The following is a 25383-nucleotide window of genomic DNA, read 5'->3' as shown; positions in this document are numbered from 1 at the left end:
ATTTGCTCCAATACCTGCCGGTTATGCTTGTCATCCAGTCCATAAAACGCCGCCGCGTCGTCCATCACTCCTTTCACGCCGATTCTCGACAGGCCATCCGAACCATGAAAATTCTTGCAGCAGCGTTGCTAAGCCTTTCGTTCCTGGTGGCGGCTCCCTGCATCGCGGAGACTGACGCGGATCAAGCGGAGATCCTGGGGACGCTGACTGGCGGAAGTTGGCATTCCCGCGACGGCCAGGGCTCCTACCGGGTGATCTTGGAGAACGTGGGCTTCGAGCATGTGAGCTGCCGTGTCTGGATCGAGTGGCTGGCTACTACGACATCCGGAAAGACGCAGCCCGGGCAACCGCCGCGCCTGGTCGCCAGGGCGTCGTACAACGAAATCTCCAGCGGCTTCTGGTCTTGCAATCCGAAGAAGGTCGGGTTGGCCGGAGGCACGCTGACCATCCACGCCAAGCACGCCTATTCCGGCGAAAACCACAAGTTCTGCGCCGTGCTGGGCGCACCGGGTGAGTACCGCCATCAGGGCTTATGTTGAGCCTGCTTTTCTATCGCGCGGTCCAGGTTGGACAGCAGCCGTCCAAATCAATAAAGACCCAGTGAGCGCAAGCGGTCGCGGGGGGGGGATCATCCGACGATCGGAGCCGAAGCCGATCCCCCCGGAAGAGGGCATTCAGGCGGTCAGGAAGCGCACGACTTCGGCCCAATCATTGGTCGACAGGGCGACATCGTCGAAGTCGCCCTCTTCCTCGTCGTAGCGCGAAACACAGAAGCGCTGGCTTCTGCCGGATTCGCGGTCGGCATAGTCGGCGTAGTCGACATACACCTTCAAGCCGCGTTCCCGGTTCTCGAATGACGGCGCGGCATCGATGTAGCTCGACGCATCGACGTACCCTTCGGGCAGGGGCGGCAGGGTTGTGATGTCGAAGTCGGGAAATTCGCGGCGCAGTCGGTCAAGGTTCATAAGGCAGGCATGTGGAGGCTGAAGACCTGCCATTTTACGTTGCTCCGCGCCAGTCGCCACGATGCCTCCCGAAACAGCGTCAGGCCAGCAGCGGCGCCTGCCGCGAGGCCATGCGCCGGATGCTCTGCGGGGGATGCCCCAGCACGCGAATGAATGCCCTGCGCATTCTTTCGGGATCGGTGAAGCCGATTCTGTGAGCGATGATCTCGATCGGCTCCGCGCCGCGCTCGACGCGTTGCCTGGCCACCTCGACGCGCAGGCGTTCGACGGCCTTGGCCGGCGTCTCCCCCGTTTCGGCCAGAAATGCGCGTCCGAACTGCCGCGGACTCAAGCAGGCGACGGAGGCCAGAAGCTCGGTCGACAATGATTCATGCAGGTGTTCGCGAATATAAGTCAGCACCGTGCGAATTCTGTCCGACTCGGGTTCCATATCGGCAATGGCCGAGAATTGGGATTGCCCGCCGGGCCGGCGATGGTAGACGACCAGCATCTGGGCAACGGCGTGAGACAGGCCCGCGCCATGATCCTCTTCGATCATGGCCAACGCCATGTCGATGCCGGTGGTGACACCCGCCGACGTCCAGATGCCGCCCTCTCGGGTGAAGATCCGATCGCCATCCACCTTCACTCGGGGGTACTCGCGTTGCAGGCGCGCGGCGTATTTCCAGTGCGTCGTCGCGCACAGGCCGTCAAGAAGGCCGCTTGCCGCCAATATGAAGGCGCCCGTGCAGACGCTTGCGATGCGGCGGGCGCCTTTGGCGACGACGTGATTCAGATAGTCGCAGGTTTCCGGCAATGCCGCGTCGGGGTAGGCGCCAAGGCCGGCGCCCGCCACGATCACGGTGTCGCAGGCGGAAAACCCAGCCCTTTGCGTGGTGACTTCCAGGCCTGCCGAGCTTCGAACGGGCCCTCCAGCCAGCGATATGACCTGGTATCGGTAGGAATCGTCGCCCAGCAGCCCGCCGGCTACCTCGAACGCCGCCAGTGGCCCCGTCAAGTCCTGGATCTGGAAATCGTGGAATACGAGGAAAGCAATGTCCCGCCGCGTGCGGCTCGCGCTGGATGAGATTGGGTTCATGACACTCTTGCACCACGTTCGGAAGTCGGTTCCACCGCATCCTGGCCGTGGCCGGCGCGTGGCCCGGGATTGATGTTACCCAGCCCGCGCGGTGGCCAGTAAGACATATATCCCTCAAAAAAAGACATGTGGCGCGGCGCGCAGGCAAGCCGGATGGCATTGCCCATGCATCGATGCATGCTGGCGTTCCTCCAGACCCGTCGTGGCGAAAAAGGAGGGAACTAAGTCCTTTTGGCATCGGCGCGCCAGCGGGAGAATCCTCACACGTTGAAGGCCCGGAAGACGCCAGGCGCCCATCGCCGGGCGCCTCCCCACCGCTGCGCGGAGCGTTCCGGGTCAACGACAACGCCCATGCCGGCGGCGGGCCGTTTGATGACGGCCGGCGCCAGCACGCATGGCGCATCCGAGTTCTCTTACAGAGCGACATCCAACATGAACCATAGAAAGTCCTACCTTGCGCGGAGAGCGGCCGCATGACCCATCCACGCCTTTCCTCCCGCACGGGTAAAAAACCGGTATTCCCGCGCATGGCTTTGCTGGCCGCGGGACTCGCCACGGCGACGGCCTGCGCCTTGTTTCTTCTGCCCCCCAAAAAGTCGTTGGCAGTCAGCGCGGTCGCGCTTCCCACGGTCTCCGTCACATTGCCGGTACAGCGCACCGTCATCGAATGGGACGACTATGTCGGCCGTTTCGAGGCCAGTCGCCGGGTGGAAGTCCGGCCCCGGGTGTCTGGCCAGATCGTCGGGGTGCATTTCAAGGACGGCGAAATCGTCCAACAGGGCCAATTGCTCTTTTCCATCGACCCGCGCCCCTACAAGGCGGCCTGCGCGGAGGCGCAGGCCGGCCTCGCCAGCGCGACCAGCGAACTCGAGCTCGCGCGCGCCGACCTCGCTCGCGCGCAGCGGCTGGTGGGCGACAGCGCGATTTCAAAGAGCGACATCGATCAGTTGCAGGCGCGCGTGCGGGCCGGCACGGCAGACGTTGCCGGCGCGCAAGCGCGCGTTGCGCTGAAGTCGCTCGAGCTGGAATTCACGGAGGTGCGCTCGCCGATAACGGGCAGGGTTTCCGACCGCCGTGTCGACCCCGGCAACCTGGTCATGAGTGGAGAAGCGGGAAACGGCACCCGCCTGACCACCATCAATGCGCTGGACCCGATCTATTTCACATTCGACGCATCCGAAGCCTTGTACCTGAAAGCCATGCGTGCCGGGGAACCGAGCGCGGCGCAAACCCAGGTCGAGGTGCGGCTTCAGGATGAACCCGACTACACCTGGCGCGGAAAGCTCGACTTCACGGATAACGGGATCGACCCTCGCTCGGGGACCATACGAATGCGCGCCGTGGTCGCGAATCCGAAATTGTTCCTGACGCCCGGTTTGTTCGGAAACATGCGGCTGGCAAGCGGGGCCGGCGCGCCTGCCTTGCTGATTCCCGACTCCGCGGTCCAGATCGATCAGACGCGCAAGACGGTTCTCACCGTTTCCGCCGAGGACACGGTACTGGTCAGGACCGTCGAACTCGGCCCGCTCGTCGACGGGCTCCGGATCGTGCGTGCCGGCCTGGCCGCCGACGACAGAGTGATTGTCGGCGGACTGCAACACGCCATTCCGGGCGCGAAGGTGCAAACGAAGCCGGAACCACCGGCGTTCGCGTCGTAACGAGGCCCCGGCGGCTGCCATAAAGGAAAAAATCTCATGCGCCTGTCGCGCTTCTTCATTACGCGCCCGATATTCGCCGCGGTGCTGGCGATCGTCATCACGATTGTGGGTGCGATCTCCTATTTCGCGCTTCCCGTTGCGCAATACCCGGACATCATTCCGCCCACCGTCGTCGTTTCCGCCACCTACCCCGGCGCCTCGGCGGAAACCGTCGCGGAAACCGTTGCCGCGCCCATCGAGCAGGAAATCAATGGCGTGGAGAACATGCTTTACCAGTCCAGCCAGTCCACGGCGGACGGAAAGGTGGCCATATCGATTACGTTCAAGGTCGGGACCGATCTCGACGCCGCCCAGATGCTCGTGCAGAACCGGGTTGCGGCGGCCGTGCCGCGCCTGCCGCAAGAGGTGCAGCGGCTGGGAGTCACCACCCGCAAGACCTCGCCAAGCGCCCTGATGGCGATCAACCTGGTCTCTCCGGATGGCTCGCTGGATCAAGCCTATCTTTCGAACTACGCGCTCACCCAGCTGCGCGACAAGCTGAGCCGCATCGACGGTGTCGGCGAGGCCCGGATTTTCGGTAGCCGCGAAGTGGCCATGCGGGTCTGGATCGATCCGCGGCGCGCCGCCGCGCTTGAGCTGACGGCCGGGGAGATTGTCGCCGCCATGCGCGCCCAGAACGTGCAGGTCGCCTCCGGGGCGCTGGGCCAGCCGCCCAACCCGGGCGCCCAGGCCTTCCAGCTGAACGTCCGAACGCAGGGGAGGCTGAGCGAGCCGGAGCAGTTCGCCGACATTGTGATCCGCACGGATTCCGCTGGCCGCCAGACGCGCGTTCGCGACGTCGCGCGCGTCGAACTGGGCGCCGACGACTACGGAACCAATTCCTATCTTTCGGGCAAGCCATCGGTCATGATCGCCATTTTCCAGCGGCCTGGCACGAACGCGCTTGAGACCGGCATCACCCTCGAACGCGAGATGCAGGCGGCGGCAAAGGCGTTTCCACCCGGTCTTGAGTACCGGATCATGTGGAACTCGACGCGCTTCATCGCGCAATCCACCGAAGCGGTCCGGGAGACGCTTTTCGAAGCCGCGGCCCTCGTTGTTCTGGTCATCTTCGTTTTCCTTCAGAACTGGCGCGCCGCAATCATCCCCGTCGTGGCGATTCCCATCTCGCTGGTGGGCACCTTCGCCTTGCTGGCCGTGTTTGGCTACAGCTTGAACAGTCTGTCGCTGTTCGGCCTGGTCCTGGCGATCGGCATCGTCGTGGACGACGCCATCGTCGTCGTGGAAAACGTGGAACGAAACCTGGCGCGGGGCCTGAGCCCGCTGGAAGCCGCGCGCGTCTCGATGGACGAAGTGTCGGCGGCCCTGGTGGCCATCGTGCTGGTGCTTTGCGCGGTATTCATTCCCACGTTCTTTCTGACCGGCCTTTCCGGGGCGTTCTACAAGCAGTTCGCGCTCACCATTTCCGGCGCCACCGTCATTTCCCTCGTCTTGTCGCTGACGCTGTCGCCTGCCTTGGCCGCGGTGCTGCTGCGGCCACACAAAAAGGAGAAAAGCCGGCATCCTCTCGTCCGGCGCCTGCAGCTTGCCGGCGACGGGTTCAATGAGCGATTCGACCGGTTCAGCGCCCGCTATGGCCGATTGACGCAGTGGCTGGTGGCGCGTCCGAAGCGCGTCCTGGTCAGCTATGGCGGACTCGTGCTGGCAACCATAGGCATATTCTGGGTCACGCCCACCGGTTTCATTCCCGCGCAGGACCAGAGCTATCTGATATCGATCACGCAACTGCCGCCGGGCGCCTCGCTGGCGCGCACCGATGCCGTCGTGCAGGAGGTATCCAGGCGGCTGCTGAAGATCGACGGGATTCGCGGCACGATCATGCTGCCCGGCTACGACGCCGCGTCGAATACGAATTCGCCGAACACCGCCACCGCCTTCATCCCGCTCAAGCCATTCGAAGAACGGTCCCGCCCCGCCAGCGCCATCCTGGATGAAGCCCGCAAGTCCGTCGCGGACATTGATCAGGCGCGGGTGCTCATCATTCCCCCTCCGCTGATCGACGGCATCGGCTCGGCGGGCGGCTACCGGATGATGGTGCAGGATCGTGGCGGCCACGGCTACAAGCCGCTCGGTTCGGCTGCCGATCAGCTCATGGCCAAGGCGAACGGCACCGAGGGGCTATCGCAGGTCTACTCGTTCTTCAACACAGCCACGCCCCGCATCTTCGCCGACATCGACCGGCGCAAGGCCGAGGCGCTGGGCGTCCCGCCGGATCGCGTCTTCGAAGCGCTGCAAGTCTATCTGGGATCGGCCTATGTGAATGACTTCAACCTGCTGGGACGCACGTTCCGGGTGATCGCGCAGGCCGAACAAGGCCAGCGCAACAGCGAATCCGACATCGCCAATCTGAAGACGCGCTCCGACAGCGGGGCAATGGTGCCCATCGGCTCGGTGGCCACGTTCAAGAGCGAAACCGGGCCGTTCCGGGTGGTGCGCTACAACCTGTTCCCCGCGGTCGAGGTGGACGGAGACACCGCGCCGGGCTCTTCCACGGGCAGGTCGCTCGCCACGATGGAAAGGCTCGCCGGCGAGACGCTGCCCTCGGGATACGGCTACGAATGGACGGGCATCGCGTTCCAGCAGAAGATCGCGGGCAACACGGCAGGCCTCGTCTTCGCGCTGGCGGTGGTGTTCGTGTTCCTGGTGTTGGCCGCCCAATATGAAAGCCTCACCCTGCCCCTGGCCATCATCCTCATCGTCCCCATGTGCCTGCTTGCGGCCATGGTCGGCGTCAATCTGCGCGGGATGGACAACAACGTCCTGACGCAGATCGGTCTCGTGGTGCTGATCGCCCTTGCCGCCAAGAACGCGATCCTGGTGGTCGAGTTCGCGAAACAGGCGGAAGAGGAAGACGGCCTGAGCCCGGCCGCCGCGGCGGTGCGCGCCGCGCAGACCCGCTTGCGCCCGATCCTGATGACGAGCTTTGCCTTCATTCTTGGCGCCGTGCCCATGCTCGTGGCCTCGGGCGCGGGCGCCGAGCTGAGGCAGGCATTGGGCACCTCCGTTTTCTTTGGCATGGTCGGCGTCACCGTCTTCGGCCTGCTCTATACCCCCACGTTCTACGTCGTTTGCCGCACGCTCGGAGATCGGCTGTCCCGACGGGCGGGCGCCCGCTCGCTGGAACCGCGACACGACCAACCAGGAACCCTCACGTGACTCGATTGCACATCCTATCCATGTTGGTTGCACCGCTGCTCCTGAGCGCGTGCGCGGTCGGCCCGGACTACGAAAAGCCGCCGATCCCGGTTTCGGCGGCGGGGCCGTTCCTGTCCCGAAGCGATGCGACCGCGCCCGACGCCGTTCCCGTTTCCCCGGACTGGTGGAGGCTATACGAGGACCCGGTGCTGGACAGGCTGGTGCAGGATGCCCTGGCCTCGAACACCGACGTGCGCGTGGCGATCGCGCGGCTGGCCCGCGCGCGCGCCCAACTTCGCCAAACCTCCGCCGATCGGCTGCCGGGCACCGAACTTGGCGCAAGCGCGAACCGGCAGCGGCAATCCGCCATCCAGGCCGCGCCCGGCGTCGATCGCGAGAATACCGTTGTCGATGCGGGTCTATCCGTGGCGTATGAGGTCGACCTGTTCGGCCGCGTGAGACGGAACATCGAAGCGTCACGGGGCGATTACCAGGCGGCGCAGGCCGAGCTGGACGCCGTGCGGGTATCGACCGTGGCGGCGACGACCCGCGCCTACCTGGGCGCCGCCAGCGCCGCGCATCGCCTGGCCGTGGCAAGACAGATCGTGGAACTGCTGGAACGCTCGGTCAGCGTGACGACCAGCAGGGAGGACGCGGGCCTGACGACTTCCCTGGACACCGCGCGTATCGCGGCGCTTCGGGACCAGCGACGAGCTGACATCCCCAGGATCGTCGCCGAGCGCCAGGCCGAGCTGTTCCGGCTCTCGCTGCTGACCGGCCGATCGCCCAGGGACCTCCCGCCCGAAGCCGCCGCGCTCGCGGCGCCGCCCACGGTCCTGCAGCCCATCCCTGTCGGCAACGGCATGGCTCTGCTCGCCCGGCGTCCCGACGTGCGCGCCGCGGAGCGACGACTGGCGGCGGAAACGGCCCGGATCGGCGTGGCGACGGCAGCGCTTTACCCGCGCGTCTCCATCGGCGCGTCGGTCGGCTCCGCCGGGCTGGGCCTGAACGACTTCTTCGGCAGCGGCCCGCTACGCTGGCTGGCCGGTCCGCTCCTGTCCTGGTCGTTCCCGAACCAGGAAGCGATCCGCGCCCGTATCGATGGCGCCACCGCCGACGCCCAAGCCGCGCTGGCGGCGTTCGACGGGACGGTGATACAGGCCTTGAGCGAGACGGAAACCGCGCTCTCGAACTACGCCCGGAGCCTGGACCGGCGCGTGTCCCTGGCCGCGGCCCGGGACCAGGCGGAGAAGGTGGCGCGCATCGTCCGGGCGCAGGCGCGGGAGGGGCGCGCCGACAGCCTGGCCTTGCTGGACGCGGAGCGCACCTACGCCGACGCGCAGGCGCAGCTTGCCGAGGGTGAAGCGCGGGTCGTAAATGCTCAGGTGGACCTGTTCAAGGCGCTCGGCGGGGGCTGGGAGTCTGTCAGCGCCGACCGTGTGGTTGCCAGGTAGCCCGCGGTCTTCCGGATGGGTTCGAGGCGGCTTGTTTCTGGACGGAGGGCGTAAGGCATGAAAACAGAACGCCGGGCCGCGAAACCCGCCGTGGCCCGCGCATCGGCCGATGCGCCCCGGGCGACCATACAGCTGAACGACATCGCCCTGTTCGTCGAGGTCGCGCGGCGGGGCAGCTTCAGCCTGTCCGCCGCCGCGCTCGGCGTGCCTCCCTCGACGCTGTCGCGGCGAGTGAGCGGACTGGAGCGCGATCTGGGGATGCCGCTGCTCAAGCGCAGCACCCGGAAAATCGGCTTGACCGAGGCCGGCGCGCTCTACTTCGAGCGTTGCCGGGACCTCATCGATGAAGCGCGCGTCGCGCATGAGCAGTTGCAGGCCGGCATCGCCTGTCCCGGCGGGCAACTGAGCGTGTCGCTGCCGGCCTCGCTGGCCCAGGTATTCATGCCGACGGTGATCGACGCCTTCCACCGCCGGTATCCGGACATCCATTGCCATTTCGAACTGGGCAATCAGCGCGTCGACCCGATCAGCAGCACTTGCGACATCGCGCTGCGCTTCGGCCCGCAGCCGAGTTCCAGCCTGATCGCCCACGTCATCAGCGCAATGACGCCGCGCCTGTATGCATCCGCCGCCTATCTCGACAGACACGGCGCGCCGCGGACGCCGGCCGACCTGGCCCGGCATCAATGCCTGGTCGGCGCGCCGACAGGCGAGTTCCAATGGGTATTGCGCTCAGACACGCGGGAAGAGAGGGTCCAGGTATCGGGCAAGGTGGCGGCCAGCGATTCCGGCATGATCCGATCCCTGGTCCGCGCGGGAGTCGGAGTCGGGCCCCTCTTGAAGTTCGAGGCCGGAGAAGCCAGCGGCGACAGGCTTGTCCATGTCCTGGAGCGATGGTCACTGCCCCAGGTTCCCCTGGTCGCCCTGCTCCCCACGCGCCAGGCGCCGGCGAGAGTCAGGGCGTTTCTGGATTTCATTCGTCCCAATCTTCAGGAATGCTGAATTCCTCGAGCCGCATCGATGGACATGGCCACGCTGATCAGTACCACCGCCGCGATGGAAGCCGCGAACACCCGCCGCGCCCAGCGCGCATCATCGCTGGCCGAGAACCCCGCGAGCGCGGTTTTCAGCCAGTAGACGCCGCTCAGGAGAACCGTTGAGAGGTAGAGATTTCCCACGTATCCCAACGCAGGAAGCGCAAGCGCGGCCACGAGAAAGGCGGCGATGTACAGGACGATACGCCGCTTCGCATGATGTCGCCCCTTCACCAGGGGCAGGACGGGGATGGACGCCGCTTCGTAGTCCTTCCACCTGAACAGGGCGATGGCATACGAATGAGGCATCTGCCATATCCCGAAGATCACGAAGAGCGCGACAGCCGCGGTGTCGAGGGTTCCACGCACCGAGCAATAGCCCACCACGGGAGGGATCGCCCCCGATATGCTGCCGACCAGCGTGGCGTGGACCGATCTGCGCTTCAGGATAAGCGAGTACAGGCCGACATAGACAACGTATCCGATGAGCATCAGGAACAGCGGCGCAATTCGATGCGTCGCGGCATACAACAGCGAGAACCCGATGAGAGCCAGAATACAGGTGAAGGCGAGCGCCGACCTTATCGAAATGCTCCCGGTAGCCATCGGACGCGCATAGGTGCGTTCCATGAGCCGATCGATATCACGGTCAATCACGTTGTTGGCGGCGCAGCCGGAGCCGATCACGAGCGCTGCGCCGGATATCACCAGTGCAAGGTGACTTGCATCCACGACGCCCTGCGATGCGAGCAGGTAGCCTCCGGCAAGAGATATCAGATTGCCGGCCACAATGCCCGGCTTGACCAATTCGAGATAAGTTCGATACATGAAAATGCGCCGCACCGATGTGGGCGCGAACAAGAAGCAGCCGAACAGGCTTGATGACAGGAATGACCGTGATCGCGCCGCTCGTGGGCTAACGCGTGGGCCTGTCGGATCTATGAATGGCCACGGCGATACGGTCGAATGCGACGCGAGGAATTATCTGGACCACGGAGTTTTCCTTCGCGCCGCAAGCTTTATAGCCTCTGTGCAACGGTGCACGAAAGTGAAGTTTCGGACATGGATCCCGCAGATCCCGACGTCACGAAAAACCGATGACCATGGCGCGGCCCGCGATCATGTCTTCGAACAGGGCCGTGATGCTCGGGGCGACGTCGCGCGTGTCCTCGAATTCCGGCTCGATGCCGTGCACGATGCGGCCCGAGTCGCGTTCTATCGCCAGGAATTCGTAGTCGCCGGCAACGCTCATGTAGATCGGCGTGTGCTGGCTCCAGAAGTCCAGGACCGCCTGCCGGCCGCCATCGTCCAGCGCCGCCTCCAGGCTGATATCGCGCAGGGCGTGCCAAGGAAAAGCGCTGTCCCCCGTGCCGTCATGGTCGGCCGCGCTCAGGAACCAGCGTGTCTGGGTCGCGTTGTGCAATTCGGTGAAGGTCGCCAGGAATGCGCCATAGCCGTGCGCGTCGCCCGGCGCGGCCGCGGCGGTCGGGTCGGGCGTCGTCCGGCGCACCGTCCAGCCGCGAGCGGCAAGATGATCCAGGAAGCGTTGTTGCAGCGATGTCATGTCGGTTTTCTCGGATCGGCTATCTGAATCGGGTATCCACGGGACCCTTGTAACGCCATCCGTCAATAAAGACGAACTTTATTCCCGCCACGGTTCGTCGGTTCCAATTAATAGTATTTCTTATTCGCATTCGCTACACTAGCGGCCATCTTGCAATCTCCCGACCCCCTTTCCCTCCCCGCGGTCGAGCAGCTTTATCGCCATCACCATGGCTGGCTGCAAGGCTGGCTCCATCGCAAGCTGGGCGACAGCGGCGACGCGGCCGATCTGGCGCACGACACGTTCGTGCGGCTGATGGCCGCGCGCCGGCCGCCCGTCTTGCGCGAGGAGCCGCGCGCGCTGATCACGCATATCGCCAAGGGGCTGCTGATCGACCATTGGCGCCGCCGCGCGGTGCAACAGGCCTATCTGGAAACGATCGCGCACCTGCCCGAGCCGCAGGTGCCGTCGCCGGAAGCCGGTCTCATGATCGTGCAGACGCTGGTGGCGATCGACGCCATGCTGCAACGCCTGCCGGCCGCGACGCGCGACATGTTCCTGCTGGCCCAGCTCGACGGGCTCACGCTGCGGGAGATTGCCGAGCGGACCGGCAAGCCCGTCATCACGGTACGGCGCCATCTGCACAAGGCCCTGATGGCCTGCATGAGCGCCGCCGCATGAACGAGGCGCTGCTCGAGGAAGCGGCCAGCTGGGTGATCCGGCTGCGCTACGAGCCCGCCGATGCGAACACGCGCCGGGCGTTCGAGCGCTGGCTGGCGCAGGGCGAGGCCCATGCGCAGGCCTGGGGCCGCGCCGAACAGGTGCTGGGCGCGTTCGACGGGCTGCCGGCGCGGATCGGGCATGACGTGCTGCGCGCCACCGGCAAGCGGCGGGGCCGCCGCGCCGTGCTGCGCGCGATGCTGGGGCTGGGCGTGGCGGCGCCGTCCGGCTGGCTGGCATGGCGTGAGGCGCCCGCCTGGCGCGCGGACCTGCGCACCGCCGCGGGGGAACAGCTGACCCGCAGCCTCGACGATGGCACGCGATTGGTCTTGAACAGCGGCAGCGCCGTCGACCTGCGCTACGGCGCCGCCGAGCGCCGCCTGGTGCTGGTGGCGGGCGAGGTGCTGGTGACCACCGGCCAGGAGACGCAGCGCGCCTACCGGCCATTCGTGGTGCAGACGCCGCAGGGCGAGGCGCAGGCCTTGGGCACGCGCTTCTCGGTGCGGTTGATCGACGATCGCACCGAGGTCATGGTATTCGAGCACGCGGTGCTGGCGCGGCCGGCGCATGGCGCGCCGGTGCGCATCGACGCCGGCCAGCGTGGCAGCTTCACGCGCGGCCAGGCCGGCGCGCTCGCGCCCGTGGACGACAGCGCGGCGCTCTGGGAGCAAGGCATGCTGGTCGTGCGCGACCAGCGCCTGGCCGATGTCGTGGCCGAGCTCGCGCGGCATCGTCCGGGCGTGCTGCGCTGCTCGCCCGAGGTCGCCGGGCTGCGCGTGTCGGGCGCGCTGTCGCTGCGCGATACCGATGCGGCCCTGCACGCCCTGGCCGACCGCCTGCCGATCGCGGTGCGGCGCCTGACGCGCTACTGGGTGTCGGTCGGTCCGGCGGACGCCTGATCGGCCGCCAAGGCAGGCCGCGCAGAAAAAATTCGTATCGAGGTGATCACTTTTTCGTTGTCGTGCGGAGTAGGAAGTGAGACCGCATCGAGGGGATGCGGGCGCTTCCAGCTTGACAATGAAAGGATGAAAGAGTGATGGCACGTGTAAGCGCAGCGCGGGGCAAGCGATCCCGCAAGGCAATGATCTGGTCGGCGCTGTGGTGCACGGCCATGGCGAGCGCGACGGCAGGTGCGCAGTCCGCGGCGCAGGCCGGCGCGGCGCCGGCCTCGCAGATGCGAGCCGTGGCGATCGGCGCGGGCCCGCTCGATACGGTGCTGGCGCGCTACGCCGCCGCGGCGGGCGTACAGATCGTCTATGACCCCGCGTGGCTGGCAGGCCGCCAGAGTCCGGGCCTCTCGGGCGAGATGAGCGTGCAGCAGGGCTTTGACCGCCTGCTGGCGGGCACCGGCTATCGCGCCGCGCCCAGCGGGGCGGGCACCTATGCCTTGCAGGCCGCGTCGCCAGGCGGGGTCACGCAGCTGGAGGCCGTGACCGTCATGGGCGCGGCCGAGCGCGCCACCAGCGAGGGAACGGGTTCGTACGCCAGCCACGCGGTCACGCTCGGCAAGGGCGCGCAGACGCTCAGGGAGATCCCGCAGTCGGTGTCGGTCGTGACCCGCCAGCAGCTCGATGACCAGAACCTCAACAGCCTGTCGGACGCGATGCGCAACGTGACCGGCATCACCGTCGAGACGCTGGCGAGCGGCGGCAATATCTCGGGATTCATCTCCCGCGGCTATACGCTCGACTCGATCCAGGTCGATGGCATGCGCTCGCCCGCGGGCGCGGGCAACCTGTCGGCGGGCTTCGACCTCGCCATCTACGATCGCATCGAAGTGCTGCGCGGCCCGTCCGGCCTGTATCAAGGCACCGGCGAGCCGGGCGGCAGCGTGAACCTCGTGCGCAAGCGCCCCCTGCAGGAATTCGCCTTTGGCGCGCAGGCCAGCGCGGGATCGTGGGACTACTACCGGGCAGTGGCCGACCTGAGCACGCCTTTCGACAGCCAGGGCAAGGTGCGCGGGCGCTTCATCGCCGCCTACGAAGATCGCGGCTCGTTCGTGGACCGGGTGAATTCGACGCGGCCGACGCTCTACGGCATCGTCGAGGCCGATCTCACGCCGCACACCACGCTGGCGGCCGGCGTGGCGTATCAACGCGCCCGCACCACCCCCGCGTTCGGCCTGCCGGCCTATGCCGACGGCTCGCTGCTCGACGTGCGCCGCGGCACCAACCTCAGCGCGGCCTGGAACCAGATCGAAGAGGACACCACCGAGATCTTCGCGGACCTGGAGCACCGGCTCGCGGGCGGCGGCGTCGTCAAGGCGAGCGTGTTCCACCGCGATACCGACACGCCCACGCGCCTGACCACCTGGCCCAACCGGGCCGTCAATCCGCTCAACGGCGATTCCAACCTCATCGCCTGGTCGTACCGCAACCACTGGAAGACAACGGGCGCGGACGCCAACCTGAACCTGCCGATCGAGGCCTTCGGCCGCGAGCACAGCCTGCTGCTGGGCGCCGACTACAGCTACACGCGCAAGCGCTTCACCTATGGCGGCGGCACGGTGTTCCCGACCAACGTGTACGAGCCGGTCACCGACATGGCGCGGCCCGACATGGAGCAGGTCAACGGCAACGACGGGCGCACCAGCGAGTTCGGCCTGTATACCCGCGCCAATTTCCAGGCGACCGACCATCTGAAGATCATCGCGGGCGCCCGCCTGGCCTGGTGGAAGAACGACGCGCGCAACGCCAACCAGTACTTCGGCGACTTCAGCCAGGCCGAGACGCGCATCGCCGCGCGCACCACGCCGTATGCCGGCGTGGTGTATGACCTCACCCCGCAGCTGTCGGCCTATGCGAGCTACACCAGCATCTTCCAGCCGCAGACCGATATCGACGCGCAGGGCAACACGCTGGCGCCGCGCGTCGGACGCCAGATCGAGACCGGCCTGAAGGGCGCGTTCATGGACGGCAGGCTCAACGCGCATGCCGCGCTGTTCCAGATCCTGGACCGCAACCGGGCGATGAGCGACCTGAACAATCCGATGTATTCGGTGGCGGCGGGCAAGGTGCGCAGCCAGGGCTTCGAGACCGAGGTCAGCGGTTCGCTGCTGTCGAACTGGGACATCGTGGCGGGCTACGCCTACACGCAGACCAAGTATCTGGAGGCGGCCCCGGGCACCGAAGGGCTCTCGTACAGCACCATCACGCCGCGCCACGCCATCAACCTCTGGACGCGCTACCGCTTCACCCAGCCGGCGCTGGAAGGGTTCAGCGTCGGCACGGGCGTGCGCTGGAACAGCGGCAACTACCTGCAAAGCGGCAAGGTGCGTTGGGACCAGGGCAGCTATGCCCTCGTCTCGGCCCAGATCGGCTATCGCTACAACCGCCACCTCGAGGGCACGCTCACGGTCGACAACCTGTTCGATCGCAAGTACTACGAGAAACTCGGCGGCGCCGCGCGGCAGAACTATTACGGCCAGCCGCGTAGCGTAATGCTGACGCTGCGCTATCAGTACTGAGGCGGGTCGGCCATCGGCTTGCGCAACAATGTGTCGTTACGTAATAAACATCGACGCCGCCGCGAACTGCGCGCAAGCTGATGGCTCACTCTAACGTTGGGGAGACTCAATGTATGACGACATCAGAAGGCAAGGTTCTAGCGCCGCGGAACAGGGCGCCGTGAAACTGGACTGCCCCTATTTCAGGCTTGAGCTGATGCCGACCTGGACCCGCGAACCGCTGACCCAATGGCTGGCGAAGGTGCGAGCCTGGGAGGCCGGCTGGCAGGACCAGCAGCATTCACGAGCGCGGATGTAGTCCCGCCCGTGCCACCCCGGGGGCCATGCCCCCTTTTTCACGCCCTGCGCCCGCCAGCCCCGCCTGCCGGCGGCAGGCCGACCCGGCCAGCGCGCCGCGCCCCCCCTGCAAATCGGTAAAAAGTACCGCCCGCCTCGGCACGGACCGCGCGGTTGCCGAGGCGGTGGCCGCGCGGACCCGTTGCGGTCGGCGGGAACATGGATTGCTACTGCTGTTTCTCAACGGCCATCCCCCCGATGCGCCGCGCACGCAATCCCACGGGAGTACGCCATGAAAATCCGCCTTCTCACCCCGATAGCCCTGCTGTTGTTCGCGCTGGGCGGGCCGCAGGCCGCGCTGGCGCAAGCCGCGCCTTCGGCCCAGGCGGAAACGCGGCTGGACAGTGGCGACCGCGACTTCCTGGAAAACGCGGCGCAGGCGGGCCACCTGGAAGTCGAGGGTAGCCGGCTGGCGCTGGACAAGGCGCGCAGCCCCGAGGTCAAGCGCTTCGCGCAGAAGATGATCGAGGACCACGGCAAGGCCGGCCAGGAACTGGCCGCCTTGGCCAAGCACAAAGGCTATGACGCGCCCACCGGCCCGTCCGTGATGCAGAAGGCGCGCTTGCAGGCCCTGGGGCTGCGCGATGACGGCTTCGACAAGGCGTATGCCGACGAGATCGGCGTCGGCGCGCACGAGCAGGCCGTCGAACTGTTCGAGAAGGCCTCCAACGAGGTCAAGGACCCGGACATCAGGCAGTTCGCCATCCAGACGCTGCCCACCTTGCAGCAACACCTGCAAATGGCCAAGTCACTCAAACAAAGTACGGAAAAGCAGTGATCGCGACGGATATGGCTAGCATATGGACCGCGATGAGCTTCTGGCGCGCATGTTGGCGACCCCCGTTTCCGACAGGCATCTGAACGACTGGCCGGAGGTGCTCTCCGACTACGCCAGGTGCCTGGTGGACCTGCAGGGCAAGCTCTCCGCCGGAGACATGGAGATGCTGATCGGCGCCGGCGCCGATTTCTATCGGACGTTGGCGCGTGCCGAGCAATACCGGCAGGCGTCGGTCTGGAATCCCCCCCCCTGACCCTGGGGTGGGCCTTCGATTGACAGGACCTGCCATGATCACACCCGAAACGGCCGCGCCTTCGCCCCTGGTCGACCCGGCATTGGGCGCGCCTTCCCTGCCCCCGGCTGCCGCGCCCGCGCCGCGCCGGCTGCTGTCCCTGGGGCTGTTGCTGGGGTTGCTGCTCTGGGCGCTGGGCACCGCGCTGCTGGTGATGTTCAACCTGGCCATGCGCCTGGCCGCCTGAAGCGCATCGCCCGGGCCGTCAGGTACGCGCCGCGCCCGGCCGGCATGGCAATTGCTGCTTTGCGCAATTGCCCGCATCCGGAGGCGCCGTGCTTTCTTCCTGGCTTTCCCGCCCCTTCGTGCCCGCCGAACATCCCGTTGCGCTGTGGCTCGCCGCCCTCGTGGCGGGCGCGGCGCTGTTTGTCGCCCTCAAGCTTGCCTTGCGGTTGGCGCGCGCGCGGCTCGACCGGCTGGCGCAACCCTCCGGACACGGCGTGGCCGGCGCGGCTTCGCGGGTGCTGTTGCGCACGAGCTGGCTGATCCTGGCATTGGCCTCGCTGCTGATCGCGGTCGACGTGGTCGGCGCGCCGCTGCCGGGCAGCGGTTTCGGCGCGGGCCATCTCTGGTTCGTGCTGATCGCGTTACAACTGGCGCTGTGGCTCGACCGCGGCATCGAGGCAGGCCTGAGCGAGGCGGTGGCGGCGCGCGGGCGCGCCGGCTCCATCACGGCCACGCTGCTGTCGTTCCTGTTGCGCGCGCTGGTCTGGGTCATCGTGCTGCTGGCGATGCTGGACAATGTCGGCGTCAACATCACCGCGCTGGTCGCCAGCCTGGGAATCGGCGGTGTCGCGGTGGCGCTGGCGGTGCAGACCATCCTGAGCGATCTGTTCGCCTCCATCTCGATCGGCCTGGACAAGCCCTTCGAGGCCGGCGATTTCATCGTGTTCGGCCAGGTCGCCGGCAGCATCGAACACGTCGGCCTCAAGACCACGCGCATCCGCAGCCTGGGCGGCGAGCAGATCGTCTGTTCCAACACGGAACTGCTCAAGCAGACCATCCAGAACTACAAACGCATGCAGCAGCGCCGTATCGTGTTCTCCATCCGCGTCACCTATCGCACGCCGGTCGAGCAGGTGGCGGCGGTGCCCGCCATCATCCGCGCCCAGATCGAGCGGCAGCCGGATACCCGCTTCGACCGCGCGCACCTGGCCCGGCTGGCCGAGAGCGCGCTGGAGTTCGAGGCGGTCTATTACGTGATGAGCGCGGACTACAACCAGTTCATGGACCTGCAGCAGGCCATCTACCTGGGCGTGATGCGCGACCTGCAAGCCGCCGGCATCGCGCTGGCGCTGCCGGAGCGCACGCTGCACGTGGTCCGGCCGCCGCCGCGCCATTAACGCGTGTCGGCGCCCCCGCCGGAGCCGGCCGAGGCGCCCGAGCCGGGCATGCCGCCCTGGCCGGTCGAACCGGTGCCGCCCTGGCTGCGCGGCGCTCCGCGGCTGTCCGTGCCGCCCTCGCCGCCCAGGCGTTCGGACGGCCGCTTTTCCTTGGCGGGGCGGGGTTCGCCCTGCGGGGGAGGCGTCTTCTGCGCGGGTGCCGGCCCGGCCTTGCCCGGTTGCGCCGCCGACGGGTTGCGCGGCGGGGCCCGCAGTTCGCCGGGCCTGGACGGCGTGGTCGAACCGGGCTTGGGCAGGGTCGCGGGAGCGGCATTGCCCGGCGTGGCGCTCGGCGCCGGCATGGCCGCGCCGTCCGGCGGCCGCGACTGGGCCCAGCCGCTGGCCGCGGCCAGCGCGTTGACGAGGAGAGCGGTGGCGATGATGTTTACGGTCTTCATGATGGACTACCTCCGATGTGGAACCCTGGCCGCGCCCGACAGGGGCATGGCCGCCGCGGCATGGCGCGCCCGGCCAGGATGGCCGGCAACGCCTGGCGCCAGCGCCTGGCGCAGCAGGTCCCCCAGTTGCGCCAGGCCCGCGTGCAGGTCGCCGCTGATGTGGACGCGCAGGCAACGGCGGCCTCGCGCCCTCAGCTCTTCCATGTCGCCGAACGCCTGTGCGCGCTGCGTGGCGCCGAAGTCCGCCGCATGGCCGGGCGCCACCAGCTCGCCCGGCGCCTGCGCCGTGATGAAGAGGAACCGCCCGCCGGCCCGGCCGCCCTTGTGCAGCTGGCCGCACGAGTGCAGATAGCGCGGCCCGAATCCGCCCTGGGTGGCCACGCCGGTGGCGCGCATGATGTCGCCGCGCGCGCCAGCCAGCCAGCTTTCACACGCCGCATCGCGCGGCAGGTAGGCCAGCAGGGCCACGTAGTCGCCCGCCCGCGCCGCATGCGCCAGATGGGCCGCCAGCAACGCCGCCGCCGACGGGGACGAAGCGGGCTCGCCATGGAAGGCCAGCGCCCCCTCCACCCGCAACAGCTCGCCGCCCCCGGCCACCGCCGCGGGCCCCGCGGCCACCGACAGGGCGCGCGTGCGCGCCTTGCTGGCCTCCACGTCGGGCTGATCGAACGGATTGACGCCCAGCACCGCGGCGGCGATCGCGGTGGCTACTTCCCAACGGAAGAATTCCTGCGCCACGGCCAGCCCCGGGCCGCAGCGGCAGACCAGCACCGGGAAACCGGCCGCCGCCAGCTCGCGCGCGCGCGCGGCCAGCCCGGCGTCGGGCGCGGCGGTGCTGGCCAGGTGCACGAACAGCCGGTCGGGGCCATACCGCGAGGGTGCGGCCAGGGGTTCATCCGCGATCGGCACCAGGCCCTTGCCCTGCTTGCCGGTCGATTCGGCCAGCAATTGCTCCAGCCAGCCGCCCAGCGCCCGCAGCCCGGGATCGGCCAGCAGCGTGACCTTGTCGCGTCCGGCCAGCGCCGCTTCTCCCAGCAGCAGGCCCAGCACCAGCCCGGGATTGCGATGCGCCGCGGCATGACGCGCGCAAGCGCGCCGCATGGGCTGGGCCGCGCGCGCCAGGCTGGCCGGATCGTGGCCCAGCAGTGCCGCCGCCACCAGGCCGAACGGCGACAGCACCGAACTGCGTCCCCCGACCGCGGGATTGCCCTCGAACACCGCGGCATAGCCCTCGCGCTGCGCGCGCGCCTGCAGCGGCGTGCCGGGATCGGTAATGGCGACAAAGCGCCGGCCGGCCTCCTGGCGCCCGAGCAGGTCCACCACGCGCTGGTGGAAATAGGCCGCCAGCATGCCCGACTCCAGCGTGGCGCCGGACTTGCTGGCGACCACGAACAGCGTGCGCGTCAGATCCAATTGCGCCTGGAGCGCGAGAATCTGCGCCGGGTCGGTGGAATCGAGCACGCGCAGCCGCAGGCCGCCGCCGGCCACGCCGAGAATGCGGGCCAGCGCTTCGGCGCCCAATGTCGCGCCGCCCATGCCCAGCAATACGGCATCCGAGAAGCCCGCCACGCACAGCCGGCGGCAGGCGGACGCCAGCCGGCCCATGCTGCCTGGCGCCGCCCCCGGCCGCAGCCAGCCGAGCCAGCGGTTCTCGTCCGCGCCGGTCCAGAGCGATGCATCGCCCGACCACAGGCGCGCCATCCACGCCTGCCGCCGCGCCTGCGCCAGGCGCGCTTCGACGCGCGCCGCCAACGATGCCGGGATGTCATGGGAAAACCCGTTCAAGGGAGGGAGGGCGCGGACCGGGCGCGCGGGACCGCGCGCGCCCTTGGACGTTTGCCGCGACCGCGGCGCGCGCGGGGCGAGAGGAAGCGTGGCGGGCGAGTACATATCCATGAATAGGGTTCCTAAAAGCCCGAAGCACGCGGCCGAGAGGCTGGCGCGCGCGTTTCGCGCAGGCGCGGGATGGCCGCGGCAGGGCCAAGCCGGTCGATGCCCGGTGTCTGCTGCGGATCGACGTCCGGCATGGGGTTGGGCAGGCTGTCCGGCGGACTGCGCTCGGGGCGGTCCGGGTCCCGCCGCGCGGGCGGCGCGACGTCCGGCGATTCGGCCGGCGACTGATCCGGCGGGACAGGCGGTCTCGGGGCGGAGGGCGCGTCGGCCGGGCGCGGACCCGCGGCGGCGCCCGCCTGCCGGTTCTGCAAAATCTTCTGTGTCATTGCCGACTCCTGGAGCGGGAAGGAAGCGCTGTCGGCTTCCATTCCGGATGGAGCCGCATTCCAGCAAGCGGCATGCCCGCCGCCTGGCGCCCGGCACGGGACTTGCTCGGGGCAGGGATTCCCCGCCTGGAGCCGCCATGTCCGTTCCCGAAGCCACCACCTTGACGGTGCTGACCGTCAATACCCACAAGGGCTACACCAGCTTCAACCGCCGCTTCATGCTGCACGACCTGCGCGAAGCGTTGCGCTCGGCGGCGCCGGACCTGGTGTTCCTGCAAGAGGTGGTGGGCGAGCACCAGGGCATGGCCGCGCGCCATGCGGGCCGCTGGCCGACGCAATCGCAATACGAGTTCCTGGCCGACACGCTGTGGCGCGATTTCGCCTATGGCCGCAACGCGGTCTACCCGGCGGGCCACCACGGCAACGCCGTCCTGTCGCGCTATCCGATCGCGCGCTTCGAGAATCATGACGTCAGCGTCGGCGACCACGAAAGCCGCGGCCTGCTGCATTGTGTGTTGCGACTGCCCGGCGGCGCGCGCGCGGTGCACGCGATCTGCGTGCACCTGGGCCTGCTGGAGCGCCATCGCCGCCAACAGATCGCCAGCCTGTGCCGCCTGGTGGCGCGCGAGGTGCCGGCCGCCGACGCTTTGCTCATCGCCGGCGATTTCAACGACTGGCGCCTGAAGGCCGACCGGCTGATGCGCGACTGCCGGGTGCAGGAAGTCTTCACCTCGCGCCTGGGGCGGCCGGCCCGCACGTTCCCGGCGCGCTGGCCGCTGCTGCGCCTGGACCGCATCTACGTGCGCAACGTGCGCGACTGGCGCCCCGTGCCGCTGGCCTCGCGAGTGTGGTCGCGCCTGTCCGACCACGTGCCGATCGCGGCGGAGATCGCGCTATGACGGACATTGCCCTGGGTTGGCGCAGCGGCAACCGCTACACGCTGCTGGAAAACGGCGAAGCCTATTTCCCCGCGGTGCGTGGCGCCATCGACGGCGCCACGCGCGAGATCCTGGTCGAAACCTTCATCCTGTTCGACGATGTGGTCGGCCGCGCGCTGCAACAGGCCCTGATCGCCGCGTCGCAACGCGGCGTCAGCGTCGACCTGCTGGCCGATGGCTATGGCTCGGACCAGTTGCCCGAGGCATTCCTGGCGGCGCTGACCGGCGCCGGCGTGCGCGTGCACCTGTTCGACCCGCGCCCGCGGCTGTTCGGCGTGCGCACCAACCTGTTTCGCCGCATGCACCGCAAGATCGTCGCGGTGGACGGCGCCTGCGCCTTCATCGGCGGCATCAACTTTTCGGCCGACCACCTGCGGGACTACGGCCCGCAGGCCAAGCAGGACTATGCCGTGCGGGTGGAGGGTCCGCTGGCCGCCGACATGGCCGACTACGCCCGCGCGGCCCTCGGGCCCCGGCGCGGCCGCCGCCGCTGGCCCGCGCGCCTGGAACCGGTACCGGCCGGCGACGGCGGCGGCCGGCTGGTGGTGCGCGACAACCAGGGCCACCGCACCGACATCGAGCGTCATTACCGAGCCGGGCTGCGCGCGGCGCGCCAGGACGTGCTGATCGCCAACGCCTATTTCTTTCCCGGCTACCGCCTGCTGCACGACCTGGCCCAGGCCGCGCGCCGCGGCGTGCGGGTGCGCCTGCTGCTGCAAGGCGAGCCCGACATGCTGGTGGCGCAACTGGCCGCCAGCATGCTGTACGACTACCTGATCGACGCCGGCGTCGAGATCTTCGAGTACTGCAAGCGCCCGCTGCACGCCAAGGTGGCCTGCGTCGACACCGATTGGTCCACCGTCGGCTCGAGCAATCTGGACCCGCTCAGCCTGGCCCTGAACCTGGAAGCGAACGTGGTGGCCCGCGACGCCGCGCTGAACGCCGACCTGCGCGCCAGCCTGGAGCGCCTGATTGCCGACGACTGCAAGGCAGTGCGCATGCAGCCCGGCTCGCGGCGGCGCCTGCGGCGCTTCTGGGTCGGCGTGGTGGTGTTCCATTTCCTGCGCCGCTTTCCCGCCTGGGCCGGGGCCTTGCCGGCGCACAAGCCGCGCCTGCGCACCCTGGACGAGGTCGGGCAGCGCGAGGGCGAGGCGCTGTGAGCCTGTACCGTTCGCGCCTGATGCGCGCCGCCCGCCGCCGCTGGCCCCGCGTCAAGCGATGGCTGCCGTGGGTCGTGCTGGCGCTGGCGGCGGGCCTGCTGGCGTATTTCGGCAGTTCGGTCGACTGGCCCCAGGTGTGGCAGGCGGTGCGCCGCATCCCGCGCGCCGCGGTGCTGCTGGCCGCGGCGCTGGTGCTGCCCGCTTATCTGGCCTACGCCTGCCTGGACCTGCTGGCCCGGCGCTACACCAGCCACACCCTGCCCTGGCCCCGGGTCCTGGGCGTGGCCATGCTGAGCTATGCGTTGAATCTGAACCTGGGCGTGCTGCTGGGCGGGCTGGGCGCGCGCCTGCGCCTGTACACCCGGCTGGGCTGCCGCAAGGCCGTCGCCACGCGGGTGGCGCTGTTCTCGGCGCTGTCGAACTGGATCGGTTACGGCTGGGTGGCGGGCGTGGTGTTCGCCAGCGGCGCGCTGGCGGCGCCGCCGGGCTGGGAAATCGGCGCGGGGGTGCTGCGCCTGGTCGGCCTGGGCTTGCTGGCCGCGACCGCGATGTATGTCTGGATCTGCGTGCGCGCCAGCCGCCGCGCGGTGACGTGGATGGGGCAACGCGTGGCGTTGCCGCGCGGTCGCCTGGCGGTATTGCAGAGCGTGACGGCGGCGCTGTCATGGATGCTGATGGGCGCCATCATGTATGTGTTGCTGCAAGGCAAGGTGGGCTACCCGATGGTGCTGGGCATCCTGCTGTGCACCAGCTTCGCGGCAGTCATCACGCGGGTGCCGGGCGGCCTGGGCACCACCGAGGCGATATTCGTGGCCGCCCTGTCCTCGCGCCTGCCGGCGGCCGAAGTGCTGGGCGCGGCGCTGGGCTACCGCGCCCTGTACGCGCTGGCGCCGCTGAGTCTGGCCCTGTTGGCGTTCACCGTGGTCGAAGCGCGTCTCACCTGGCGCAAGCGCAATCCGCAGCCGGGTTAGCCGGCCAGACCCTTCATTACAAAAAGCGGCAACAACGACGGCCGCGCCGCGCGTACCGTCCCCGTCGCCAAGCGCTCGACGCCGGGCATGGCACTTGCTTGGAACGAGGTCTTGCGGAGCGGGCCCGTTCCCGTGGCCTTCCGCCGACTCCGGAGCAAGCATGGTGCCAACAGAAATTCTCATCGTGGCGGCCGAAGCGTTCCCCCTGGCCAAGACCGGGGGGCTGGGCGACGCCATCACCGGCATGGCGCGCGCGCTGGCCCAGGCGCACACCCCGCCGACGCTGCTGCTGCCCGCCTATCGCGGCGTCGCGCGGCGCCTGCCCGACGCCCGCCTGGTCGCCCACCTGCCCGGCTTGCCCGGCGGCGACGCCCGGCTGCTGGCGGGCATCTGCCCGCAATCGGGCCTGTCGTTCCTGCTGCTGGAAAACGACGCCCTGTATGACCGCGCCCATCTGTATCTGGACGACAACGGCCAGGAGCATGTCGACAACGCCCTGCGCTATGCCGCCCTGTCGCATGCCGCCGTGCGCGTGGCGCAGGGCCTGCCGGGCCTCCCGCGCCCCGACGTGGTGCACGCCCATGACTGGCACGCGGCGCTGACGCCGCTGCTGCTGCGGGCCGCCGGGGTCGAGGACGTCAAGAGCGTGCTTACTATCCACAATCTCGCCTTCCAGGGCCATGCGCCCGTCGAGGACGCGGCGCGACTGGGCCTGCCGCCGCCCTTCTGCGGCGAAGCGGGCGCGTTGGCCTGGGGCCGGCTCAATCTCATGAAGGCGGGCATCCGCTATGCCGACCGCATCACGACCGTCAGCCACCGCTATGCGCGGGAAATCCTGACACCCGAGTTCGGCTGCGGACTGGAAGCCACGCTGCAGACGCGCGCGGCGGAGCTGCTGGCCATTCCCAACGGCATCGACACCCACCTCTGGAACCCGACGCGCGACCCGCACCTGGGACCGCTGCGCTACAGCGCCGCGGACCTGGCCAACAAGCGCCTGTGCAAAGCCGCCGCGCAGCACGAGTACGGCCTGCGCGAAGACCCGCAGGCGCTGCTGCTGATCCTGTGCAGCCGGCTGACCGGCCAGAAGATGGCCGACGTCGCGGCGCAGGCCCTGCCGCGCGCGCTGGATGCGCATCCGGCATTGCAGGTGGCGGTGCTGGGTCAGGGCGAACGGCACCTGGAGTCCGCGCTGCGCGAGCTGGGTCCACGCTATCCGCGGCGCTGCGCCGTGCGCATCGGCTACGACGAGGCCGGCGCCCACCGCCTGCACGCCGGCGGCGACGTCCTGTTGCACGGCAGCCGCTTCGAGCCGTTCGGCCTGACGCCGCTGTACGCCATGCGCTACGGCACCTTGCCGATCGGCTCACGGGTGGGCGGCATGGCGGACACGATCGACGACCCAGGCCCGCGTCAGCCGCTGACCGCCATGGCCCGCGCCACCGGCGTCCTGTTCGACGGCTGCGCGCCCGAGGACATGCTCGCGGCCATCGACCGCGCGGTCCAGTTGCACGCACATCCGACCTTATGGCGCGCCATGCAGCGCAATGCCATGACCGCGGATTTCAGTTGGCGCCCCGCGGTCACGCAATACCTGGAGCTGTTCCGCTCCCTAACCCGGGCTGCGCCCGTCACCGCCGAAGCCCAGCCGCAGCCCGAGGCGGCTGCGCCCCGCGCCGGCCGGGCGCAGCGGACGTCATCCCTGACGGCCGGCGCGCCGGTGTAGGGGCCGAGCCATGGCGACGCCTCCGACGTTCGGCAACGCGCCTCGCATCTATTACGCGCGGTCCGGCCTG

Annotated in this window: 24 protein-coding genes; 17 read left to right on the top strand and 7 right to left on the bottom strand. The window is 68.5% G+C overall.

What is annotated here, in order from left to right:
- The first annotated feature begins 104 nt into the window (after nucleotides 1–104).
- Nucleotides 105–539 carry a hypothetical protein gene (locus AOZ53_RS02425; protein WP_156333187.1) on the top strand — a complete coding sequence of 145 codons (435 nt, stop codon included), beginning with the start codon at nucleotides 105–107 and terminating at the stop codon, nucleotides 537–539.
- 135 nt (nucleotides 540–674) lie between these two features.
- Here the strand turns inward: AOZ53_RS02425 and AOZ53_RS02420 are convergent, their stop codons facing one another.
- A complete protein-coding gene (locus AOZ53_RS02420) occupies nucleotides 675–965 on the bottom strand; it encodes a hypothetical protein (protein ID WP_054431826.1) in 291 nt (96 codons plus the stop codon).
- Between the two features lie 79 nt (nucleotides 966–1044).
- Nucleotides 1045–2043: a GlxA family transcriptional regulator gene (locus AOZ53_RS02415; protein ID WP_054431827.1), complete on the bottom strand. Its 999-nt coding sequence runs from the start codon at nucleotides 2041–2043 to the stop codon at nucleotides 1045–1047.
- A gap of 473 nt (nucleotides 2044–2516) precedes the next feature.
- Between AOZ53_RS02415 and AOZ53_RS02410 the strand changes: the two genes are divergently transcribed.
- Genes AOZ53_RS02410 through AOZ53_RS02395 form a run of 4 tightly spaced genes read left to right on the top strand, consistent with a single transcriptional unit; the run spans nucleotide 2517 to nucleotide 9352 of the window.
- On the top strand, nucleotides 2517–3701 hold the full coding sequence (locus AOZ53_RS02410) for an efflux RND transporter periplasmic adaptor subunit (protein WP_054486717.1): 1185 nt from the start codon (nucleotides 2517–2519) through the stop codon (nucleotides 3699–3701).
- Nucleotides 3702–3737: 36 nt separating this feature from the next.
- On the top strand, nucleotides 3738–6917 hold the full coding sequence (locus tag AOZ53_RS02405; protein ID WP_054431829.1) for an efflux RND transporter permease subunit: 3180 nt from the start codon (nucleotides 3738–3740) through the stop codon (nucleotides 6915–6917).
- Entirely contained in the window at nucleotides 6914–8350 is a 1437-nt protein-coding gene (locus tag AOZ53_RS02400) for an efflux transporter outer membrane subunit (protein WP_054486716.1), read from the top strand. The genes AOZ53_RS02405 and AOZ53_RS02400 overlap by 4 nt, the downstream gene beginning before the upstream one ends.
- A gap of 57 nt (nucleotides 8351–8407) precedes the next feature.
- Nucleotides 8408–9352: a LysR family transcriptional regulator gene (locus AOZ53_RS02395; protein ID WP_082385476.1), complete on the top strand. Its 945-nt coding sequence runs from the start codon at nucleotides 8408–8410 to the stop codon at nucleotides 9350–9352.
- Here the strand turns inward: AOZ53_RS02395 and cyoE are convergent.
- The gene (cyoE, locus tag AOZ53_RS02390) at nucleotides 9340–10212 is read right to left on the bottom strand and encodes a heme o synthase (protein WP_054486715.1); all 873 of its coding nucleotides are present in this window, start codon (nucleotides 10210–10212) and stop codon (nucleotides 9340–9342) included. The two genes, AOZ53_RS02395 and cyoE, sit on opposite strands and share 13 nt — an antisense overlap.
- Before the next feature lie 256 nt (nucleotides 10213–10468).
- Nucleotides 10469–10948, bottom strand: a complete 480-nt coding sequence (locus AOZ53_RS02385) for a hypothetical protein (protein WP_054431832.1) — start codon at nucleotides 10946–10948, stop codon at nucleotides 10469–10471.
- A 150-nt stretch (nucleotides 10949–11098) separates the two neighbouring features.
- On the opposite strand from AOZ53_RS02385, the gene AOZ53_RS02380 reads away from it, so the two are divergent.
- The 8 genes from AOZ53_RS02380 to AOZ53_RS02345 all read left to right on the top strand — a co-directional run bounded on the left by AOZ53_RS02380 (nucleotide 11099) and on the right by AOZ53_RS02345 (nucleotide 17862).
- On the top strand, nucleotides 11099–11608 hold the full coding sequence (locus tag AOZ53_RS02380) for a sigma-70 family RNA polymerase sigma factor (RefSeq protein ID WP_054477706.1): 510 nt from the start codon (nucleotides 11099–11101) through the stop codon (nucleotides 11606–11608).
- Nucleotides 11605–12546, top strand: coding sequence for a FecR domain-containing protein (locus AOZ53_RS02375; RefSeq protein WP_054431834.1), 942 nt, complete (start codon nucleotides 11605–11607; stop codon nucleotides 12544–12546). The genes AOZ53_RS02380 and AOZ53_RS02375 overlap by 4 nt, the downstream gene beginning before the upstream one ends.
- Nucleotides 12547–12758: 212 nt before the next feature.
- Nucleotides 12759–15113 carry a TonB-dependent siderophore receptor gene (locus tag AOZ53_RS02370; protein WP_156333186.1) on the top strand — a complete coding sequence of 785 codons (2355 nt, stop codon included), beginning with the start codon at nucleotides 12759–12761 and terminating at the stop codon, nucleotides 15111–15113.
- Between the two features lie 109 nt (nucleotides 15114–15222).
- Complete coding sequence (locus tag AOZ53_RS02365; protein ID WP_054431835.1) at nucleotides 15223–15411, top strand: CrpP-related protein; 189 nt, start codon at nucleotides 15223–15225, stop codon at nucleotides 15409–15411.
- Between the two features lie 270 nt (nucleotides 15412–15681).
- Nucleotides 15682–16227 carry a DUF4142 domain-containing protein gene (locus tag AOZ53_RS02360; protein ID WP_054431836.1) on the top strand — a complete coding sequence of 182 codons (546 nt, stop codon included), beginning with the start codon at nucleotides 15682–15684 and terminating at the stop codon, nucleotides 16225–16227.
- Nucleotides 16228–16249: 22 nt separating this feature from the next.
- Entirely contained in the window at nucleotides 16250–16480 is a 231-nt protein-coding gene (locus tag AOZ53_RS02355; protein ID WP_054431837.1) for a hypothetical protein, read from the top strand.
- A gap of 34 nt (nucleotides 16481–16514) precedes the next feature.
- Nucleotides 16515–16706: a hypothetical protein gene (locus tag AOZ53_RS02350; RefSeq protein ID WP_054486714.1), complete on the top strand. Its 192-nt coding sequence runs from the start codon at nucleotides 16515–16517 to the stop codon at nucleotides 16704–16706.
- An 88-nt stretch (nucleotides 16707–16794) separates the two neighbouring features.
- Nucleotides 16795–17862, top strand: coding sequence for a mechanosensitive ion channel family protein (locus AOZ53_RS02345; protein ID WP_054431838.1), 1068 nt, complete (start codon nucleotides 16795–16797; stop codon nucleotides 17860–17862).
- Here the strand turns inward: AOZ53_RS02345 and AOZ53_RS02340 are convergent.
- The 3 genes from AOZ53_RS02340 to AOZ53_RS02330 all read right to left on the bottom strand — a co-directional run bounded on the left by AOZ53_RS02340 (nucleotide 17859) and on the right by AOZ53_RS02330 (nucleotide 20518).
- Nucleotides 17859–18299, bottom strand: coding sequence for a hypothetical protein (locus AOZ53_RS02340; RefSeq protein WP_054431839.1), 441 nt, complete (start codon nucleotides 18297–18299; stop codon nucleotides 17859–17861). The genes AOZ53_RS02345 and AOZ53_RS02340 overlap by 4 nt on opposite strands.
- Before the next feature lie 6 nt (nucleotides 18300–18305).
- A complete protein-coding gene (locus AOZ53_RS02335; RefSeq protein WP_180180181.1) occupies nucleotides 18306–20084 on the bottom strand; it encodes a hypothetical protein in 1779 nt (592 codons plus the stop codon).
- Nucleotides 20085–20206: 122 nt separating this feature from the next.
- On the bottom strand, nucleotides 20207–20518 hold the full coding sequence (locus tag AOZ53_RS02330; protein ID WP_054431968.1) for a hypothetical protein: 312 nt from the start codon (nucleotides 20516–20518) through the stop codon (nucleotides 20207–20209).
- A 137-nt stretch (nucleotides 20519–20655) separates the two neighbouring features.
- On the opposite strand from AOZ53_RS02330, the gene AOZ53_RS02325 reads away from it, so the two are divergent.
- The 4 genes from AOZ53_RS02325 to glgA all read left to right on the top strand — a co-directional run bounded on the left by AOZ53_RS02325 (nucleotide 20656) and on the right by glgA (nucleotide 25313).
- Nucleotides 20656–21417 carry an endonuclease/exonuclease/phosphatase family protein gene (locus AOZ53_RS02325; protein ID WP_054431841.1) on the top strand — a complete coding sequence of 254 codons (762 nt, stop codon included), beginning with the start codon at nucleotides 20656–20658 and terminating at the stop codon, nucleotides 21415–21417.
- The gene (gene clsB, locus AOZ53_RS02320; RefSeq protein ID WP_082380640.1) at nucleotides 21414–22616 is read left to right on the top strand and encodes a cardiolipin synthase ClsB; all 1203 of its coding nucleotides are present in this window, start codon (nucleotides 21414–21416) and stop codon (nucleotides 22614–22616) included. The genes AOZ53_RS02325 and clsB overlap by 4 nt, the downstream gene beginning before the upstream one ends.
- A complete protein-coding gene (locus tag AOZ53_RS02315; RefSeq protein WP_082385474.1) occupies nucleotides 22613–23587 on the top strand; it encodes a lysylphosphatidylglycerol synthase transmembrane domain-containing protein in 975 nt (324 codons plus the stop codon). Before clsB ends, AOZ53_RS02315 begins: the two co-directional genes overlap by 4 nt.
- A 160-nt stretch (nucleotides 23588–23747) precedes the next feature.
- On the top strand, nucleotides 23748–25313 hold the full coding sequence (gene glgA / locus AOZ53_RS02310; RefSeq protein ID WP_054431842.1) for a glycogen synthase GlgA: 1566 nt from the start codon (nucleotides 23748–23750) through the stop codon (nucleotides 25311–25313).
- Nucleotides 25314–25383 lie beyond the last annotated feature (70 nt).

Origin of the sequence: Achromobacter sp. 2789STDY5608621 (genome assembly GCF_001299375.1) — a bacterium.
GTDB classification, from domain to species: domain Bacteria; phylum Pseudomonadota; class Gammaproteobacteria; order Burkholderiales; family Burkholderiaceae_B; genus Achromobacter; species Achromobacter insuavis.
This window is presented reverse-complemented; position numbering and strand designations above follow the sequence as displayed.

What these genes read in the sequence shown, in the direction of transcription:
- cyoE (WP_054486715.1), bottom strand. Translation starts at nt 10,212, where the DNA reads ATGTATCGAACTTATCTCGAATTGGTCAAGCCGGGCATTGTGGCCGGC.
- AOZ53_RS02395 (WP_082385476.1), top strand. Translation starts at nt 8,408, where the DNA reads ATGAAAACAGAACGCCGGGCCGCGAAACCCGCCGTGGCCCGCGCATCG.
- AOZ53_RS02355 (WP_054431837.1), top strand. Translation starts at nt 16,250, where the DNA reads ATGGACCGCGATGAGCTTCTGGCGCGCATGTTGGCGACCCCCGTTTCC.
- AOZ53_RS02425 (WP_156333187.1), top strand. Translation starts at nt 105, where the DNA reads ATGAAAATTCTTGCAGCAGCGTTGCTAAGCCTTTCGTTCCTGGTGGCG.
- AOZ53_RS02415 (WP_054431827.1), bottom strand. Translation starts at nt 2,043, where the DNA reads ATGAACCCAATCTCATCCAGCGCGAGCCGCACGCGGCGGGACATTGCT.
- AOZ53_RS02325 (WP_054431841.1), top strand. Translation starts at nt 20,656, where the DNA reads ATGTCCGTTCCCGAAGCCACCACCTTGACGGTGCTGACCGTCAATACC.
- AOZ53_RS02365 (WP_054431835.1), top strand. Translation starts at nt 15,223, where the DNA reads ATGTATGACGACATCAGAAGGCAAGGTTCTAGCGCCGCGGAACAGGGC.
- AOZ53_RS02370 (WP_156333186.1), top strand. Translation starts at nt 12,759, where the DNA reads ATGGCGAGCGCGACGGCAGGTGCGCAGTCCGCGGCGCAGGCCGGCGCG.
- AOZ53_RS02360 (WP_054431836.1), top strand. Translation starts at nt 15,682, where the DNA reads ATGAAAATCCGCCTTCTCACCCCGATAGCCCTGCTGTTGTTCGCGCTG.
- AOZ53_RS02340 (WP_054431839.1), bottom strand. Translation starts at nt 18,299, where the DNA reads ATGAAGACCGTAAACATCATCGCCACCGCTCTCCTCGTCAACGCGCTG.
- clsB (WP_082380640.1), top strand. Translation starts at nt 21,414, where the DNA reads ATGACGGACATTGCCCTGGGTTGGCGCAGCGGCAACCGCTACACGCTG.
- AOZ53_RS02405 (WP_054431829.1), top strand. Translation starts at nt 3,738, where the DNA reads ATGCGCCTGTCGCGCTTCTTCATTACGCGCCCGATATTCGCCGCGGTG.
- glgA (WP_054431842.1), top strand. Translation starts at nt 23,748, where the DNA reads ATGGTGCCAACAGAAATTCTCATCGTGGCGGCCGAAGCGTTCCCCCTG.
- AOZ53_RS02330 (WP_054431968.1), bottom strand. Translation starts at nt 20,518, where the DNA reads ATGACACAGAAGATTTTGCAGAACCGGCAGGCGGGCGCCGCCGCGGGT.
- AOZ53_RS02375 (WP_054431834.1), top strand. Translation starts at nt 11,605, where the DNA reads ATGAACGAGGCGCTGCTCGAGGAAGCGGCCAGCTGGGTGATCCGGCTG.
- AOZ53_RS02410 (WP_054486717.1), top strand. Translation starts at nt 2,517, where the DNA reads ATGACCCATCCACGCCTTTCCTCCCGCACGGGTAAAAAACCGGTATTC.
- AOZ53_RS02385 (WP_054431832.1), bottom strand. Translation starts at nt 10,948, where the DNA reads ATGACATCGCTGCAACAACGCTTCCTGGATCATCTTGCCGCTCGCGGC.
- AOZ53_RS02350 (WP_054486714.1), top strand. Translation starts at nt 16,515, where the DNA reads ATGATCACACCCGAAACGGCCGCGCCTTCGCCCCTGGTCGACCCGGCA.
- AOZ53_RS02420 (WP_054431826.1), bottom strand. Translation starts at nt 965, where the DNA reads ATGAACCTTGACCGACTGCGCCGCGAATTTCCCGACTTCGACATCACA.